Annotated in this window: 19 protein-coding genes; 7 read left to right on the plus strand and 12 right to left on the minus strand. The window is 62.5% G+C overall.

Annotation, left to right across the window (positions count from 1 at the left end):
• The first annotated feature begins 107 nt into the window (after positions 1-107).
• Genes AOP79_RS07435 through AOP79_RS07455 form a run of 5 tightly spaced genes read left to right on the plus strand, consistent with a single transcriptional unit; the run spans position 108 to position 3,768 of the window.
• Positions 108-1,100, plus strand: coding sequence for a metal ABC transporter substrate-binding protein (locus tag AOP79_RS07435; protein WP_082093481.1), 993 nt, complete (start codon positions 108-110; stop codon positions 1,098-1,100).
• Positions 1,087-1,884 (plus strand): metal ABC transporter ATP-binding protein, encoded by a 798-nt coding sequence (locus AOP79_RS07440; RefSeq protein ID WP_062072177.1) that lies wholly within the window; start codon positions 1,087-1,089, stop codon positions 1,882-1,884. The genes AOP79_RS07435 and AOP79_RS07440 overlap by 14 nt, the downstream gene beginning before the upstream one ends.
• Entirely contained in the window at positions 1,881-2,744 is an 864-nt protein-coding gene (locus AOP79_RS07445) for a metal ABC transporter permease (RefSeq protein WP_062072179.1), read from the plus strand. The genes AOP79_RS07440 and AOP79_RS07445 overlap by 4 nt, the downstream gene beginning before the upstream one ends.
• A complete protein-coding gene (locus AOP79_RS07450; protein ID WP_062072181.1) occupies positions 2,741-3,151 on the plus strand; it encodes a Fur family transcriptional regulator in 411 nt (136 codons plus the stop codon). The genes AOP79_RS07445 and AOP79_RS07450 overlap by 4 nt, the downstream gene beginning before the upstream one ends.
• Complete coding sequence (locus AOP79_RS07455) at positions 3,151-3,768, plus strand: SNARE-associated domain-containing protein (RefSeq protein WP_062072184.1); 618 nt, start codon at positions 3,151-3,153, stop codon at positions 3,766-3,768. The genes AOP79_RS07450 and AOP79_RS07455 overlap by 1 nt, the downstream gene beginning before the upstream one ends.
• Here the strand turns inward: AOP79_RS07455 and AOP79_RS07460 are convergent.
• From AOP79_RS07460 to hrcA, 12 genes are all read right to left on the minus strand, one after another.
• Positions 3,722-4,480: an isoprenyl transferase gene (locus tag AOP79_RS07460; RefSeq protein ID WP_062072186.1), complete on the minus strand. Its 759-nt coding sequence runs from the start codon at positions 4,478-4,480 to the stop codon at positions 3,722-3,724. The genes AOP79_RS07455 and AOP79_RS07460 overlap by 47 nt on opposite strands.
• A 44-nt stretch (positions 4,481-4,524) precedes the next feature.
• Positions 4,525-5,265 carry a DNA repair protein RecO gene (gene recO / locus AOP79_RS07465; RefSeq protein ID WP_062072188.1) on the minus strand — a complete coding sequence of 247 codons (741 nt, stop codon included), beginning with the start codon at positions 5,263-5,265 and terminating at the stop codon, positions 4,525-4,527.
• 16 nt (positions 5,266-5,281) lie between these two features.
• Positions 5,282-5,812 (minus strand): hypothetical protein, encoded by a 531-nt coding sequence (locus AOP79_RS07470; RefSeq protein ID WP_062072191.1) that lies wholly within the window; start codon positions 5,810-5,812, stop codon positions 5,282-5,284.
• Between the two features lie 71 nt (positions 5,813-5,883).
• Positions 5,884-7,626, minus strand: coding sequence for a 2-isopropylmalate synthase (gene leuA, locus AOP79_RS07475; protein WP_062072193.1), 1,743 nt, complete (start codon positions 7,624-7,626; stop codon positions 5,884-5,886).
• A gap of 168 nt (positions 7,627-7,794) precedes the next feature.
• A complete protein-coding gene (locus tag AOP79_RS11585; RefSeq protein ID WP_161794242.1) occupies positions 7,795-8,406 on the minus strand; it encodes an NINE protein in 612 nt (203 codons plus the stop codon).
• Positions 8,407-8,543: 137 nt separating this feature from the next.
• Positions 8,544-9,452: a GTPase Era gene (gene era, locus AOP79_RS07485; RefSeq protein WP_062072197.1), complete on the minus strand. Its 909-nt coding sequence runs from the start codon at positions 9,450-9,452 to the stop codon at positions 8,544-8,546.
• The gene (ybeY, locus tag AOP79_RS07490; protein WP_062072199.1) at positions 9,449-9,916 is read right to left on the minus strand and encodes an rRNA maturation RNase YbeY; all 468 of its coding nucleotides are present in this window, start codon (positions 9,914-9,916) and stop codon (positions 9,449-9,451) included. Before ybeY ends, era begins: the two co-directional genes overlap by 4 nt.
• Entirely contained in the window at positions 9,913-10,968 is a 1,056-nt protein-coding gene (locus AOP79_RS07495; RefSeq protein WP_062072201.1) for a PhoH family protein, read from the minus strand. Before AOP79_RS07495 ends, ybeY begins: the two co-directional genes overlap by 4 nt.
• Positions 10,968-11,309, minus strand: coding sequence for an HIT domain-containing protein (locus AOP79_RS07500; protein WP_062072203.1), 342 nt, complete (start codon positions 11,307-11,309; stop codon positions 10,968-10,970). Before AOP79_RS07500 ends, AOP79_RS07495 begins: the two co-directional genes overlap by 1 nt.
• Positions 11,310-11,313: 4 nt before the next feature.
• Positions 11,314-12,105: a 16S rRNA (uracil(1498)-N(3))-methyltransferase gene (locus AOP79_RS07505; protein ID WP_062072206.1), complete on the minus strand. Its 792-nt coding sequence runs from the start codon at positions 12,103-12,105 to the stop codon at positions 11,314-11,316.
• 6 nt (positions 12,106-12,111) lie between these two features.
• On the minus strand, positions 12,112-13,257 hold the full coding sequence (dnaJ, locus tag AOP79_RS07510) for a molecular chaperone DnaJ (RefSeq protein WP_062072208.1): 1,146 nt from the start codon (positions 13,255-13,257) through the stop codon (positions 12,112-12,114).
• The gene (hrcA, locus tag AOP79_RS07515; protein WP_062072210.1) at positions 13,254-14,270 is read right to left on the minus strand and encodes a heat-inducible transcriptional repressor HrcA; all 1,017 of its coding nucleotides are present in this window, start codon (positions 14,268-14,270) and stop codon (positions 13,254-13,256) included. Before hrcA ends, dnaJ begins: the two co-directional genes overlap by 4 nt.
• Before the next feature lie 283 nt (positions 14,271-14,553).
• Here hrcA and AOP79_RS07520 point away from each other — a divergent pair, with 283 nt between their 5' ends.
• Positions 14,554-14,991, plus strand: a complete 438-nt coding sequence (locus tag AOP79_RS07520; RefSeq protein WP_082093458.1) for a DUF4870 domain-containing protein — start codon at positions 14,554-14,556, stop codon at positions 14,989-14,991.
• A gap of 99 nt (positions 14,992-15,090) precedes the next feature.
• On the plus strand, positions 15,091-15,585 hold the full coding sequence (locus AOP79_RS07525; protein WP_062072213.1) for a DUF4870 domain-containing protein: 495 nt from the start codon (positions 15,091-15,093) through the stop codon (positions 15,583-15,585).
• Positions 15,586-15,627 lie beyond the last annotated feature (42 nt).

Consider the following 15,627-nt stretch of genomic DNA (forward strand, 5'->3'; position numbering starts at 1 on the left):
AGTGTATCTGCGTATCTACTGTGCCCGCCGCTATACACGCTCGCCCTGTGAACGAGCACGCGCGCCACGTTTTGACAATGATTATCAATAAGCAGTACCCTCAGGTTATGACATCGCCCCGCATCCTGATCACCGGATCACTCCTCGGCGCCCTTGCGCTTGCAGGCTGCTCAGCAGCAGACTCCGAGACCGACTCCGACACGAGCGCAGCCGCGAACACATCGCTCACCGTCGGCACTGCGTTTTATCCCCTCCAGTACGTCGCCGAGCGCATTGGCGGCGACCTGGTCGCAGTCGAAACCCTCATCTCGGCCGGAGTCGAGCCTCACGACGCAGAGCTCTCCCCCAAGACGGTGCGCGACATGCAAAGCATGGACACGGTGCTCTTTCTGTCAGATTTCCAGCCTGCCGTTGACGACGCCATGGAGACCACCGGCGCACGTGGCCTCGACGCGCACCACATCATCGACGAACACGGTGCGGAAGAGGCAGAACACGAAGAAGAGTCTGATCACGACGACCACGACCACGATGAAGAGACCGAGACCACCGAGGAAGAGTCGAGCCACGATGACCACGATCACGGCTCCCTCGACCCCCACTTCTGGCTCGACCCCACCCTGCTAGCGGAATACGCCGACGACGTCCTCGCCGAGTTCTCCGAACTCGACCCGGACAACGCCGAGACCTACTCAGCCAATGCATCGCAGCTCCTTACCGACCTCGACGCAATTGACGCTTCCTACTCAGATGGACTTGCCACCTGTGAGCGCCGCGACATCTTTGTGGGCCACGAGGCCTTCGGCTACCTCGCCCTCGCATACGACCTCACGCAAGAAGGACTGGCGGGACTCGACCCAGAGGCGGAGCCGTCGCCTGCCCGCGTCCGTGAAATCCGAGACATGGTTGAAGACACAGGCGCCACGACCATCTACTCCGAAAGCGAAGTCTCCGCGGACGCCGCCGAGGCCGTGGCGGAAGATGTCGGCGTTGACGTCCTGGTCTTGAGCCCCATTGAGACAGTCGCCGACGACGAAGACTATCTTGGCGTCATGGAATCAAACCTCGAAGCACTGAGGACTGGCCTTGGCTGCAGCTAACCGCAACAGCCCCGCAACCCCGCTCGCCGCTGAGGCTCGCGGGGTTCGCGTGCGCCTGGGCGGACATGAGATCCTTCACGGCGTCGACATCATGGCGTCCCCCGGTGAGCCTGTCGCAGTCATGGGCGGCAATGGTTCCGGCAAGTCCACTCTGGTGCGCGCCCTCGTCGGTGCATTGCCACTCACGGGCGGCACCGTCAGGATCTTTGGCGAGCCACGCTCGAGACGCACCGCAGATCGCGTGGGCTACGTACCGCAGCGCATGGGGGCAGGATCCGGCGTCGCAGCGACTGCACTCGAGGTCGTCACCTCTGGCCTCCTGGGCGCAGGGCACCTCCGCCCCCCTCGCGACGCCAAGCAACGCGCCGTGGCAGCGCTCGACGATCTCGCGGTGGGCGATCTTGCGCACCGCGATGTGTCGACACTGTCCGGAGGCCAGCAGCAGCGGGTTCTTATTGCACGGGCAATGGTGCGCGACCCTGAATTGCTCATCCTTGACGAGCCCATGGCTGGTGTTGACGTGCCTAGCCAGGAAGCACTCGCTGCCGCTCTGACGCGCCGACGCGATGCAGGGGGCGCCATCATCATTGTGCTGCACGAACTTGGCGCGCTTGCGCCGCTCATCGACCATGCGGTGGTGCTCGATCAAGGCTGTGTCACACATGTGGGCGAGCCGCCGCATGCGCTCGGTGCGCACGCGCTACCGGGGCATGATCACGACCATGCCCACACCGATGTCCCGGAACCCCCGGCATCACCATTCGCTTGGGAGGTACGCAAGTGAGTTTGCTCACTGATCCACTCGTGCAGCGGATGCTGCTTGTCGCCATCATGGTGGGAGCGACAGCCCCGATCGTCGGCACTTACCTCGTCCACCGTCGTATGGCGCTACTAGGTGACGGCATCGGCCACGTTGCGCTCGCTGGTGTTGCCGCGGGTTGGCTCGCCGGTTCGTGGGCCGACCTCGCCGACCAAGACGCCCTGGCCATCCCGGGGGCCATTGTGTTTGCCATTACCGGTGCGGTCGTGATCGAGCGCATGCGCGCTCGCGGAATCGCTGCGGCCGACGTCATCATGGCAGTGATGTTCTATGGCGGCATCGCCTCCGGAGTGCTGTTGATCTCAGCTGCCGGCGGCTCCAATGCGAATCTGATGGGCTACCTTTTTGGCTCCATCTCCACTGTGAGTTGGAACGATGTCTGGGTCACGGTCGGCCTGTCAGTGGTGATCCTCGTGGTGGGACTAGGTCTGCGCCCGTCGCTCTTTGCAGTGACACACGACCAGGAGTTCGCATATTCCACTGGACTTCCTGTGAGCGCACTCAACATGGTCGTGGCGGTTCTGTCCGCTGTGACCATCACCGCGTCGATGCGGGTGGTGGGTGTCCTGCTAGTGTCCGGCCTCATGATCCTTCCTGTCGCGATCAGTCAGATGCTGACACATTCGTTCTCGAAGACCATGAGCTTTGCGATGGTCATCGGAGTGGTTCTCTGTATGGTGGGCGTGGGCATCACGTTGTTCTACGACCTCCAGCCTGGTGCACTCATTGTGGTGCTGGGCGTACTGCTCTATGTTGTGGTCGCCTCCGGCGCAAGTCTGCGGCGACGACGCAGGCGACGCAACGAAATGGCGGCGATCGCATGAATGCCTCTCCCGCTCCCCGTATGACCAAGCAGCGCGCCGCTGTGCTCGAAGCACTCGCCGGTTCGGCCGAGTTCCGTTCCGCCCAGGGCTGGCACGAGTCTCTTCGCCGCGATGGGTCGACGGTGGGTCTCGCCACGGTGTATCGCTCACTGCAGGCACTCGCGGAAGCCAACGAGGTAGATGCGGTGGTCACCGAGTCAGGTGAAACGCTCTACCGGTTGTGTGGTGCAGTCGATGCTCACCACCACCACTTGCGTTGCCGGGTGTGTGGCACCGCCCAGGACATCGAGGTACCCGACTTCGAGGAATGGGCGCATGCCATGGCGCGGTCCCAAGGCTTCACCGACATCGACCACACCGTAGAAATCACCGGTGTTTGTGCGGCCTGCGCTACCTCGAGCCGCTAATGCCAGGAGTACCGGGCTTTATCTCGGCCCTCGGGTGGTGGGGCATCGTCCCGTTTCTCTTTGCTGTGGTCTTTTTCCGCTCCCAAGGAACGTACTGGCTTGGCCGCTGGCTTCGCCGAGGAGCCGATGCTTGGGCGTTGCAAGAGACAGCAGAGCCTGAAGGGACGACGACACCCGTCGCCACTCAGCTACCTTCATCCGCCCCTGCGCCAGCATCGTCGCCAGCACAGACGACGACGGAGAACGCTCAGGCCGCCCGCCCGAAGTCGCGCATCGCCCAACGACTCTCAGGCCCAGCGATGGCCAAGGCGCAAGTGTTCCTCGAGAAATGGGGATTCGTGGGCATCCCCCTGTGCTTCCTCACCGTGGGCTTCCAAACCATCGTGTTGGGCACCGCGGGCTACACGCGCATGCGATGGGATTTCTTCACGCTCGCGATGCTGCCGGGGTGCGCGACCTGGTCACTGATCTACGGGGGCGTCTCCGTCACACTGATCGAACTGTGGCAACGGTCTCCATGGCTCTTCATGCTGGGCCTCCTGACCGTCATCGGCGTGGCCTACGGCGCTACTAGGCTGCGCCGAAACGCCGGTTCCGCCGCGCATACTCCTCAATAGCCGCCCACAAGTGTGTCCGGTCGACGTCCGGCCATAGCGTGTTTGAGAACACATACTCCGCGTAGGCCGCCTGCCACGGCAGGAAATTACTGGACCGTTGCTCTCCGCTAGAGCGCCAGAACAAATCCACATCAGGCATATCAGGCTCGTCGAGGTGTGCGGCGAGAGTCTTCTCCGTCACCTTGTCAGGGTCGATCTCCCCCGCTGCGACCTTCCGTGCGATCTCGCGTGCTGCATCGGCGATCTCTGCACGGCCGCCATAATTCACGCACATCGTCAAAGTAAGACCAGTATTGTCCTGCGTGAGTTCCTCGGCCTTTTCGAGTTCCTTGATGACCGAGGTCCATAGCTTGGGTCGACGCCCGGCCCAGCGCACGCGCACGCCCCACTCATGCATCTCATCGCGACGGCGACGGATGACATCGCGGTTGAAGCCCATGAGGAACTTCACCTCTTCAGGACTGCGCTTCCAGTTCTCGGTGGAGAATGCATAGGCGCTGAGGTGGGTCACGCCAATGTCGATGGCACCAGCCACCACATCAAGCAAGGACGACTCGCCCTGCTCATGCCCTGCAGTACGCGGAAGCCCACGGTCCTTGGCCCACCGTCCGTTGCCGTCCATCACGACAGCGACATGGCCTGGAACGGCCGATGCCGGAAGGTCTGGCGGGGTTGCACCACCTGGATGCGGGAACGGTCTCGCGTAGGTCACCTTGCCAGCCTAGCGGCGGCACAGCGGTGGGGAGCGACGTCAGGTCACGGGGTGTCAGCGCGGTCGACATGCGGCAGTGACCGAACCTTGCGTTCCAAGTGGAACTGGGCGTACGCGGCGATCAAGCCCGCGGCGTCCTTGCGGGCGCGACCATCGGCGGATTCTGCGCGCTCCCAGTCACCGCGCAACAATGCTTCCAGCAGGTCGAAGGTCTGCGGGCTGGGAGCAGCCGAACCCGGGGGCCGGCACGCCTCGCACACGGCGCCGCCGCCCGAGACCGCGAATGCTCGGTGAGGTCCCGGACGCCCGCATGAGGCACACGTGTCGAAGCTCGGTTCATAGCCAGATAGCGCCAAGGAGCGCAGGAGGAAGCTGTCGAGTACGAGCCCAGAATCGTGGGCTCGTCGACTCAACGCCCCGAGCCCGCCGTGCAGGAGTCGATACTGGTCGTACGCCGGTTCCTTCTCGTGGTCTACCAACTTGTCGGCGGTTTCGACCATCGCCGTGGCAGCTGTCCACAGGCCATAGTCCTCCGCAATGCGGCGAGCGTACGGTTCACGGGTCTCTACCTGGCTCACGATGTCGAGATTGCGACCCTCATACAGTTGCACATCGATCAACATGAAAGGCTCCACGCGTGAACCAACGCGGCTCGTCGTGCGGCGCACTCCCTTGGCAACGGCGCGCACTTTTCCGGTGCGCTTGGTCAGCAACGTAATGATGCGGTCTGCTTCACCGAGCTTGTGGGTCCGCAGGACGATCGCGTCGTCCCGGTAGAGAGGCATAAATCGACGACCCCGACTAGCTCTCAGGCAACGGTTGGGTGCCGAGCCACACGTCCACTGCCTGTCCACTGACTGCCTGGTCGATTTGCTCCTCCGTGGGCTGGTCAGGCAGGTTCCCCACCGCCACGGCGGGCTGGGTCAGGGCGACCGCCACACGGATCATGACCTCACCCTTCACCGCTGCCCTGCATGCGACTGCGGCCGAGTCGTACAGCGCATCTTCAGGGCATACGTCGTCCGAGACATCTTCAGCGCCTGTCGCGTCCGTGATCTCAGTGAGGATGGCATCTGCCGTGTCATAGAAAGGCTCATCGGGCGACCCCGTCCAGCACTCCTCCACATATGGTGCTGTGACCGTCTCAAGCGTTCCGCCCCACACAACTGAGTCTTCGCAGTCCAACTGTTCCAAACTCTGCCCAGACAAGTCTGGTAATGCCTCGGCAACCTCGTCGGCATCGGGATTGGACGTACACCCAGCGACCAGGCCCGCGGTCACGGCGGCGATTGCCGCCACCACCGACATCCGCAGACCGGCATCATTCATCATGACTCCAGTCTAGGTTGCAGGTGGCGCACACCGCCGTGATCCGCAGGCTGAGGTTGTGCCGAGCGTGTCTGCTAGCGGGCCGATCGGTTCACGGCAGAAATGATCGCCTTGAGGCTTGCCGTCGTGATCGAAGGATCGATCCCGACTCCCCACAGAATCTCATCATCGATCAGGCACTCCACATAGGCGGCAGCTTGCGCATCGCCACCCGTGGTCATCGCGTGCTCGTGATAATCGAGCACTTCGACCTTCACGCCCCGGGTCCCGAGCGCTGCCACGAATGCCGCGACGGGACCATTGCCTGACGCCTCAACGGTGACTGCATGTCCGGCATCAGTGATGTCGGCCGCCAGAGTGTCGGGGCCTTCGTCGGAGCTCGTGCCGCGCGTTCCGACAAGTGAGAAGCGTCCCCACTGTCCCTCACCTGCCGGCGACGGCAAAAACTCGTCACGGAACACCGTCCACAAGTCCTCGGCGGTCTGCTCGGCGCCAGTGGCATCGGCCTTCTCCTGAACTACACGGGAGAACTCGATCTGGAGGCGGCGCGGCAGATCAAGATTGCGCTCCGTCTTCAGCAAGTAGGCCACTCCGCCCTTGCCGGATTGGCTGTTCACACGAATCACGGCCTCATACGAGCGGCCCACGTCCTTGGGGTCGATCGGCAGGTACGGAACACCCCACACCAGGTCGTCGATCTCTTTGCCCGCGGCATCAGCCTTGGCCTGCATCGAGTCCAGGCCCTTCTTGATAGCGTCCTGGTGCGATCCAGAGAACGCGGTGAACACCAGGTCACCGCCCCACGGGTGACGCGGGTGAACGTCGATCTGGTTGCAGTACTCCACGGTGCGGCGGATGCCGTCAATGTCCGAGAAGTCAATCTCGGGGTCGATCCCCTGGCTAAACAGGTTCATACCGAGCGTGACCAGGTCGACATTTCCCGTGCGCTCGCCGTTGCCAAACAGGCATCCTTCGATGCGGTCAGCGCCAGCCATGTATCCCAGTTCGGCGGCCGCGACTGCAGTGCCACGGTCGTTGTGGGGGTGCAGGCTCAGGACGACGGAATCGCGGTAGTCCAGGTTCCGGTTCATCCACTCAATGGAATCCGCATACACATTGGGCGTGGCCATCTCCACCGTGGCAGGCAAGTTGATGATGACCTTGCGCTCGGGGGTGGGCTTCCACACGTCGAGCACCGCGTTGCACACCTTGACTGCATACTCGAGCTCAGTACCGGTGTAGGACTCCGGGCTGTACTCGTAGAAGATCTGCGTGTCCGGAATGAGTTCTTCGAACTTCTGGCACAGCATCGCGCCGTGCGTGGCGATGTCCATGATCTGGTCCTCGTCGGCACGGAAGACGACCTCGCGCTGGACAATCGACGTGGAGTTGTACAGGTGCACAATGGCGTTCTTGGCACCGCGCAGCGACTCGTAGGTGCGCTCAATGAGGCGCTCGCGTGCCTGGGTCAGCACCTGGATGGTCACATCGTCCGGGATGTGGTCGTCCTCGATGAGCGCGCGAACAAAGTCGAAGTCCGTCTGGCTCGCAGACGGGAATCCGACCTCGATCTCCTTGTAGCCCATCGACACCAGCAGATCGAACAGGCGCATCTTGCGCTCTGCGTTCATCGGTTCAATCAGGGCCTGGTTGCCGTCGCGCAGGTCGACGGCACACCAGCGCGGTGCCTTCTCGATGCGGTTGCTGGGCCAGGTTCGGTCTGGCAGAGCTACGGTGATCTGCTCGTGGAACGGCCGGTACTTTTGGATGGGCATAGCGGAAGCCGTCTGGTCACCGCTGGTGTAGTACTCGCTCATGGGGTTTCGGGTCCTTAGAATTCGGGGGCTGAAGTCCAGCCGGCGCGCGAACCTCCGCGACGAGGATCCGGCTTACATTAAGCCTCGTCGCGGCAACCAAGGAGAAGCGAGCGTGTACGCATAACTCCACCATAGCGAAGATTCTTCGTCATTCGCACATGGTTTGCGCTAGCGCAACAGGAGGCCATCGCCGTCGCGAGTCACCGCGATCACCTCGACGATCACCCACACGGTGACAGCCATCGCAGCAATGATCGTCCACCCCAGCAGAATCATGAGCAACAGTTGGCACACGGCAGTGGTAGTCCGACCGGCGTAGAAGTTGTGAATACCGAGGCCACCGAGGAACAGCCCGAGCAGCACGTAGGCCACGCGCGACTTTGAGGAGTATCCATAGGGGTCGTACCCATACGGCGCCTGCCCATATGCCTGTACAGGTTGAGCGGCGTACGCCTGCGGCACTCCGTGCCCTTGCTGAGCTCCGTACTGCTGTGGCACTCCGTACTGCTGTGGATAGTGCTGCTGCGGGTAGTGCTGCGGCGATGAGTACGGCGCGAGCCCCGCACCGACGGAGTTCCCCTGTGGTGTCGTGGAGCCAGCACTCTGATAGTGGGCTCCAGTCATATCTGTGCCGGTGTGCGACGGTGGGGGCGGAGGTGGGCCAGGAGAGAGGGCGACCGGCGGCAGCGGCGAACTCTTCAGCAGGTATCCGCACCGGCCGCAGGCGCGTTCGGTGGGTGCACAGCCAACGCCACATCCCCCGCAGATCACTTCACTCATGGCAAACCCCCAAGTCTGGATGAGCAACGCGCCCATCACCCCTCAATACCCTCACAACCTATCGGCAGGTGGGGACATTGAAGAACGACCGACGCACTGTCCTGACACTGTCCTGCCAGGTACCGCATGGGAGAGCCCTAAAACCCCATGCGTCCCAACTGCTTGGGGTCTCGTTGCCAGTCCTTGGCGACCTTGACGTGCAGGTCCAAGTAGACCTTGCGCCCCAAGAGTCGCTGGATGCCTTCGCGGGCGGTGGAGCCGACGTCCTTGAGCCTCGCACCACCGCGCCCGATGACGATGCCTTTTTGCGAGTCCCGCTCGACGAAGACCTGAGCACGAATCTCGAGAACATCGCGCTGCGACGTCTCCTCGCCAGGCTCGACCATCTCCTCGATCACCACGGCGAGCGAATGCGGAAGTTCATCGCGCACACCCTCGAGCGCAGCTTCACGGATCAGCTCCGCGATACGCACATCCTCAGGTTCGTCTGTGACGTGTCCTGCGGGGTACAGGGGCGGTCCTTCGGGAAGGTGGCTCACCAGGACGTCATGAATGACGTTGACTTGAATGTCCTTCACGGACGACACGGGAACGATGTCCGCCCACTCACCTAACTGTTGGACCGCGAGGAGGTGTTCCCCGACCTTGTCACGCGAGACCTTGTCGACCTTGGTCACGATGGCGACCACCGGCGCACGGGCCTCGGCGAGTTCACGAGCAATCCACTGGTCCCCGGGACCGATCTTCTCGTCGGCCGGAAGGCAGAATCCGATGACATCAACCTCGGCAAAGGTCTCACGCACCAGGTCGTTGAGGCGCTCACCCAGCAGCGTCCGGGGGCGGTGCAGGCCGGGAGTGTCCACAATGATCAGTTGCGAATCGTCGCGATTGAGGACACCGCGGATCGCGCGCCGTGTGGTCTGAGGGCGCGACGACATAATCGCCACCTTTTCCCCCACGAGCGCATTCATGAGCGTGGACTTGCCCACATTTGGCCGGCCCACAAAGCACGCAAAACCGCTGCGGTGCTCGACAGCGTCAGTCATGAAGTCGCTCCTTGGCCGCGCTGTGCAAGGAAGGTGAGCAACAGGCGCCGTTGAAGAGCAAACATTTCCTTCTCTTCTTCGGGCTCCACGTGGTCGTAGCCCAGGAGGTGAAGGATTCCGTGGGTGGTGAGGAGCAGCATCTCTTCCTCAGCCGTATGACCCGCAGCCGTGGCCTGGCGTGCGGCCACCGACGGGCACACCACGATGTCGCCCAAGAGACCGGCGGGAGTGGGTTCTGACTCGGTGCCCGGACGCAACTCATCCATGGGGAAGCTCAGGACGTCTGTAGGACCTGGCTCGTCCATCCACTGAATGTGCAACTGCTCCATCGCTGGCTCATCGACAAACATGATGGCCAACTCCGCCCCGTCCGCGACGTGCATCTCACTGAGGACAAAGGACGCGAGCTCTGCGAATTCGATCTCGTCGATCCGCGCATCGGTCTCGTTGTTGACGTCGATCACTTGCCACTCTCCTTGAAACGTCGCTGTTGGCCACCACCGCGTGGTGCGCGCGACTCATCGGCCTTGGCGTAGGCCGTCACGATGTCTGACACCAGGCGGTGACGGACCACATCTTGAGCACTGAGTTCGCAGAACGCGATGTCTTCAACGTCAGCGAGGATCTCGCGCGAAGCGCGCAATCCGGAATGAGTTCCGCCGGGCAGATCGACCTGCGTGACATCTCCGGTCACCACCATGGTGGTGCCGAAGCCCAGTCGTGTCAGGAACATCTTCATCTGCTCGGGTGTCGTGTTCTGTGCCTCGTCGAGGATCACAAACGCATCGTTCAGGGTCCGGCCACGCATATAGGCCAAGGGAGCGACTTCAATAGTGCCAGCCTCCATCAATCGCGGAATGGACTCTGGGTCGATCATGTCGTGCAGGGCGTCATAGAGCGGCCTCAGGTACGGGTCGATCTTTTCGCTCAGCGATCCGGGGAGGAACCCGAGCCGCTCGCCAGCCTCGACGGCTGGACGGGTGAGGACAATGCGGTTGACCTTCTTGGCCTGCAACGCAGCGACGGCTTGTGCCATCGCTAGATAGGTCTTTCCCGTACCTGCAGGACCGATGCCGAAAGTCACGGTGTGCGTCTCGATGGCCTTGACGTAGTCGGCCTGACCATGGGTCTTAGGACGGATAGTCCGTCCACGACTCGACAGGATTGACCTGCTCAATACCCCGGCAGGACGCTCCTGTGAATCACTTGACTCGGCGGCGCCGGCATCCGCAGCGGCTGCGGCTACTCCACGGGCTGCGGACAGCATTCGCACGGACTCACGCGCTATCTCGGGCGTCAGAGGCACGCCTGCTGCGAGCACGGAGCGGAGTTCATCGATTGCCGTTGCGGCTGCCGCGACTGCACTGTCAGACCCCGTCAAGGTGATGCGATTGCCTCGGACCAGCACGTCGACCTCGGGGTACGCGCGTTCCACTTCCTTCATCACGGAGTCGCCGCTGCCCATCAGTTCTGGCATAGAGGCAGCGTCCTCAATCGTGACGATGCGTTCACTCATCAGGCAGGATTCCAATCTAAGTCGCGACCGCCAATAACGTGGCCATGGGCGTGAAACACCGACTGGCCGGCACGCTCACCGGTGTTGAATATCCAGCGAAACTGGCCGCCGCATTCGTCGTCAGCGATCTGCTGTGCAGCAGCAGCCATTGCCGCCAACTGGTCTGGGGCTTGAGCCGCGGCTTCCGCCACGTTGGCCACGTGGGCGCGCGGAATCACCAGCACGTGCACTGGAGCTTTGGGCGCGATGTCCCGAAAGGCCACGACGTGGTCATTTTCAAGCACAATCTCCGCGGGGATCTCGTGCGCCGCAATCTTGCAGAAAAGGCAGTCGTCACTCATATAGCTAGCGTAGGCCCCGAGCATCACTCGTGTGCGCCGTCGCGCCGCGGGACCAAGTTCCGCGAGTGGCGGCGAGTGCCGCAATGGCCACCGGACCCGCACTTGATGCACGCAGCACGTGCGGCCCCAGAGCAACCGTCTCCCCGCCTGCCGCTGCCATGAGGTCGACTTCGCGTTCGGAGATGCCACCCTCGGGACCGACGACGACCCATACCTCTGCCATGGATTCTCCAAAGTCGAGATCCGTGAGCGCCACGTCGGCCTCTTCGTGCAGGACAAGAACGCGGGCACCAGATTCGACAGCCCGGCCGATGTTGGAGACGAGTTCAGATGTTGACACGACCTGGTCGACGGGGGCCAGGAAGGCACGGCGTGACTGCTTCGTTGCAGCGGTCACCAGGGATTCCCACTTGGCACGCGCTTTTTCCGCTTTGGGACCGCGCCACTGCACGATAGAGCGCTCTGACTGCCATGGAATGATGCGCGTGGCACCCAGCTCAATCGCAGCCTCCACGGCCTGCTCGTCCCTGCCACCCTTCGCTAGTGCTTGAACGAGGGTCACGGCGGGATCGCTGTCCGTCGATACCGTGCTCACACGCACGGCGCATAACTCCGGTCCGGTGGCTTCAATGACACCTGCAGCGCGCACGCCGTGGCCATCGACTACATCAATGCGCTCCCCCACCTCACGACGCTGAACCGTGACAGCGTGACGTGCCTCACCACCGGTGACTGTGATGAGACCTCCCGCGACGGCATCGGCCGCCTCGGGTGAGATGAAGACAGGAGCGCTCACCTCGGGTCAGCGTCCTTTGAACGCGCCGCGAAGGCGCGAGAAGACTCCACCGCCGATGGGCGCAAGATTGGCTTCAGGGAGTTCTTCCCCGCGCAACGCAGCCAGTTGGCGAAGCAGGTCCGCTTGCTCGTCAGTCAGGTCGCTCGGGGTATGCACATCAAGGTGCACAAAAAGATCCCCACGGCCGGAGCGCTGCAAACGCCCCACACCAAGACCCTTGACCTTCACGCTGGAGCCAGCATGGGTGCCAGGGCGAATCTCGACGTTCTGCGGCCCGTCGAAGGTGTCGACTTCCATGTTGGCACCAAGCGCTGCGGCAGTCATAGGAACCTCGAGCGTGCAGTGGAGGTCATCTCCGCGACGCTCAAACACATCATGCGTCTTTTCACGGATCTCCACGTACAGGTCACCCTTGGGGCCACCAGCAACGCCGGCGTCCCCACGGTTCGACAAGCGAATGCGCGTACCGGTCTCAACACCAGCCGGAATATCCACCTTGACCGTGTGCTGCGAATGAGTACGTCCCTGGCCCGAGCAGTCGGGGCACGGCGAAGCGATGGTCGTTCCGAAACCTCCACAGGCCGGGCACGGTGCCGTCGTCATGACGTTGCCGAGCAAGGAGCGCGCCATACGCTGAACCACACCAGCGCCATTGCACTGCATGCACTTCTGCGGTTGAGTTCCGGGAGCACAGCAAGAACCATGACAGGTGTCACATTCATCAGCGAGGTCGACCTTGATCTCTCGCGACACACCAAAGACCGCTTCCTTCAGTGACAGTGTGGCCTGAACCAGGGTGTCGCCGCCGCGCTGGACTCGACTAGCAGGTCCGCGCTGTTGGCCACCGAACGGGCTGCCCGCACCGCCTCCACCGCCGAAGAACTGCTCGAAGATGTCCTCGAAGCCGAAGCCCTGGGCCCCCCCCTGCGCACCGCCGTGGCCGCCGCGTGGGTCAACGCCACGATCGTATTGGGAACGCTTGTCTGCGTTACCCAGCACCTCATAGGCCGCAGCGACATCCTTAAAGCGTTCCTCGCTTCCCGGTCCAGCAACGTCGGGGTGCAATTGCCGCGCGAGCTTACGGTAAGCCTTCTTGATGTCTGCTTCCGAGGCATTGCGCTCAACACCCAGAGTGGCGTAGTAGTCGTTCACTCAGTCTCCACAATTCTTGACAGGTAGCGGGCGACGGCACGCACTGCGGCCATCGTCCCTGGGTAATCCATACGAGTAGGCCCGAGCGCACCCAGTAGTGACGGACTGTCACCCTGAGATCCATAGCCCGCAGCCACGATCGAGGTACGCGAGAAAGCGTCGGCACCGTTTTCCGCGCCGATTCTTACGCTCACGTCACGACCCTCTTCGGCCATTTCATGTAACAACCGCAACAGCACTACTTGTTCCTCAAGTGCATCGAGGACAGGGCCGATCGCGTTCGTTTCAAAGTCACTTGCTGCACGCGCCAGATTGGACGTACCAGCGAAGACAACGCGCTCCACAGTACCGCCGCGAGCCGAACTCAACACCGCGTCGGCTACCGATGACGCCCACTCTTGGTGAGTGCCGCGCGACAACCACGTCGCCAAGGACGGCGCGAGTTCGGTGGGTGTGCGCCCCACGGCAACCTCGTTGAGGCCGCGTGCGGCAGACTCAAACTCGTCCTCCGTCACGTGGCGGCCAAGGCTGACCGTCGACTGCTCCACCCTCGCGTCGGCGGAAACCACCACGACTAGCGCTCTGTCCGCTCCAATGCGCACCAACTCCACGCGCCGTACTGGAGACTCACGGGGAGACGGATACTGCACCACCGCCACTTGGCGGGTCAGCTGACTCAAGAGCCGTACGGATCTCTCCACCACATCATTGAGATCAACGGCATCCGAGAGGAACGTGCTGATGGCTCTCTTATGTGGTTCATGCATCGCGGCCGACGCCACCTGATCAACGAAGCGGCGATAGCCGGCGTCAGTCGGAATACGCCCCGCACTGGTGTGGGGCTGAGCGATAAGGCCTTCCTCTTCAAGGGCAGCCATGTCATTGCGGATAGTCGCTGACGACACCCCCATCTCGGAAGCCGCCGCCAGGGCCTTTGACCCGACGGGCTCAGACGTGGCGACGTAGCCCTCCACGATGGCGTGAAGCACAGCGCGACGGCGGTCCTCGCTCACAAACACTCCTCACCACAAACGAACATCGCATTGGCACTCAACGGTGCAGAGTGCTAATTCTAACGCGACATGACTATCCCCAGCCAAGCACCCACTCTTCCCCGCCATGTCCAGGTGCGATAGTGTCGCAAGTGTTGCCGTGTCCACGGAATGAGGGTGTCCATGGGCAACGGCAGGCGAACAGGCTTCTCGGCGGCGCATTTACTCATTGAGCGTTGACCCCGCAAGCCCCCGACGCCACACTGTCCCCGCACCCATTACACAATCAAAGTGGTGAAACAATATGACTGAGAACAACGCAACCCCGCCCCCCGAGGGCCAGCCCCAGCAGCCCCAGGGCCAGCCGCAGTACCAGCAGCAGCCTCAGGGTCAGCCCACACCTGCACAGGGCGTGAGCGAATCTGACGAGCGCACCATGGGTCTGCTCACGCACATTTCGGCCATCCTGCTCGGCCTCATCGGCCCGCTCATCTTCTGGCTGATCTACCGCGAGCGCAGCGCATTCCTGAACGACCAGGGCAAGGAAGCACTGAACTTCAACATCCTCGTCGCCATCGTGTACGTGGGCCTCTCCGTGCTGTCCGTCATCACCCTGGGCTTCGGCACTCTGCTGTTCCCCCTCGTGTGGATCGCCGCACTGGTCTTCCAGATCATCGGTGGCCTGGCAGCAAACAAGCACGAGAACTACCGCTACCCACTGAACTGGCGCATCATCAAGTAATCCTGCAGCATCCTCAGGGATGTCCCGCATTACTGTCAGGGCCCCGCATCAGCCTCCCGGCCGATGCGGGGCTTTGTGCTTTCGTGCGACTGTAGAAGCATGAGCACACCGACCCCCGAACAGCAGCCCCGCGAGGATTCTCAAGGTACGGGCCCCGTTCCCCCGCCCTCGGCCCCTCACACGCAAGGTCAGCAGCCCAACGGAGCGCCGTACGCCGCGCCCGCACCCATGCTGGAATCCGATGCGCGCATGTATGCGATGTTCATTCACATCTCGGCAGTGATCGGTGCCGTCATCTCAGCGAGCTTCTTTGGCTTTGTGGCACCCCTCGTCCTGTGGCTGATCTTCCGCGAGCGCAGTGCCCTTGTCCATCATCAGGGACGTCAGCAATTGAACCTCCAGCTGACGGGCCTCCTCGTGGGCATCGCTGCGGTCATCATCGGGGTCATCTCTTTTGGTCTGGGATTCCTTGTCACGGCTCCCCTGTGGCTTGCGTTCTGGATCTACTCGATCGTCGCGTCCGTCATGGCTGGGGTGAAGGCCAACCGCGGCGAGTACTCTCGCTTCCGCCTCGCGATTCCGTTCTTCAAGTAACGGGGTCACACGGCAAACATCGAGGCCACCGGCTGAAGCCCA

Origin of the sequence: Demequina sediminicola, assembly GCF_000975055.1 — a bacterium.
GTDB classification, from domain to species: Bacteria; Actinomycetota; Actinomycetes; order Actinomycetales; family Demequinaceae; genus Demequina; species Demequina sediminicola.

What these genes read in the sequence shown, in the direction of transcription:
- AOP79_RS07495 (WP_062072201.1), bottom strand. Translation starts at nt 10,968, where the DNA reads ATGAGTGAACGCATCGTCACGATTGAGGACGCTGCCTCTATGCCAGAA.
- AOP79_RS07520 (WP_082093458.1), top strand. Translation starts at nt 14,554, where the DNA reads ATGACTGAGAACAACGCAACCCCGCCCCCCGAGGGCCAGCCCCAGCAG.
- AOP79_RS07470 (WP_062072191.1), bottom strand. Translation starts at nt 5,812, where the DNA reads ATGATGAATGATGCCGGTCTGCGGATGTCGGTGGTGGCGGCAATCGCC.
- leuA (WP_062072193.1), bottom strand. Translation starts at nt 7,626, where the DNA reads ATGAGCGAGTACTACACCAGCGGTGACCAGACGGCTTCCGCTATGCCC.
- era (WP_062072197.1), bottom strand. Translation starts at nt 9,452, where the DNA reads ATGACTGACGCTGTCGAGCACCGCAGCGGTTTTGCGTGCTTTGTGGGC.
- AOP79_RS07455 (WP_062072184.1), top strand. Translation starts at nt 3,151, where the DNA reads ATGCCAGGAGTACCGGGCTTTATCTCGGCCCTCGGGTGGTGGGGCATC.
- AOP79_RS11585 (WP_161794242.1), bottom strand. Translation starts at nt 8,406, where the DNA reads ATGAGTGAAGTGATCTGCGGGGGATGTGGCGTTGGCTGTGCACCCACC.
- AOP79_RS07500 (WP_062072203.1), bottom strand. Translation starts at nt 11,309, where the DNA reads ATGAGTGACGACTGCCTTTTCTGCAAGATTGCGGCGCACGAGATCCCC.
- AOP79_RS07450 (WP_062072181.1), top strand. Translation starts at nt 2,741, where the DNA reads ATGAATGCCTCTCCCGCTCCCCGTATGACCAAGCAGCGCGCCGCTGTG.
- AOP79_RS07435 (WP_082093481.1), top strand. Translation starts at nt 108, where the DNA reads ATGACATCGCCCCGCATCCTGATCACCGGATCACTCCTCGGCGCCCTT.
- AOP79_RS07525 (WP_062072213.1), top strand. Translation starts at nt 15,091, where the DNA reads ATGAGCACACCGACCCCCGAACAGCAGCCCCGCGAGGATTCTCAAGGT.
- recO (WP_062072188.1), bottom strand. Translation starts at nt 5,265, where the DNA reads ATGCCTCTCTACCGGGACGACGCGATCGTCCTGCGGACCCACAAGCTC.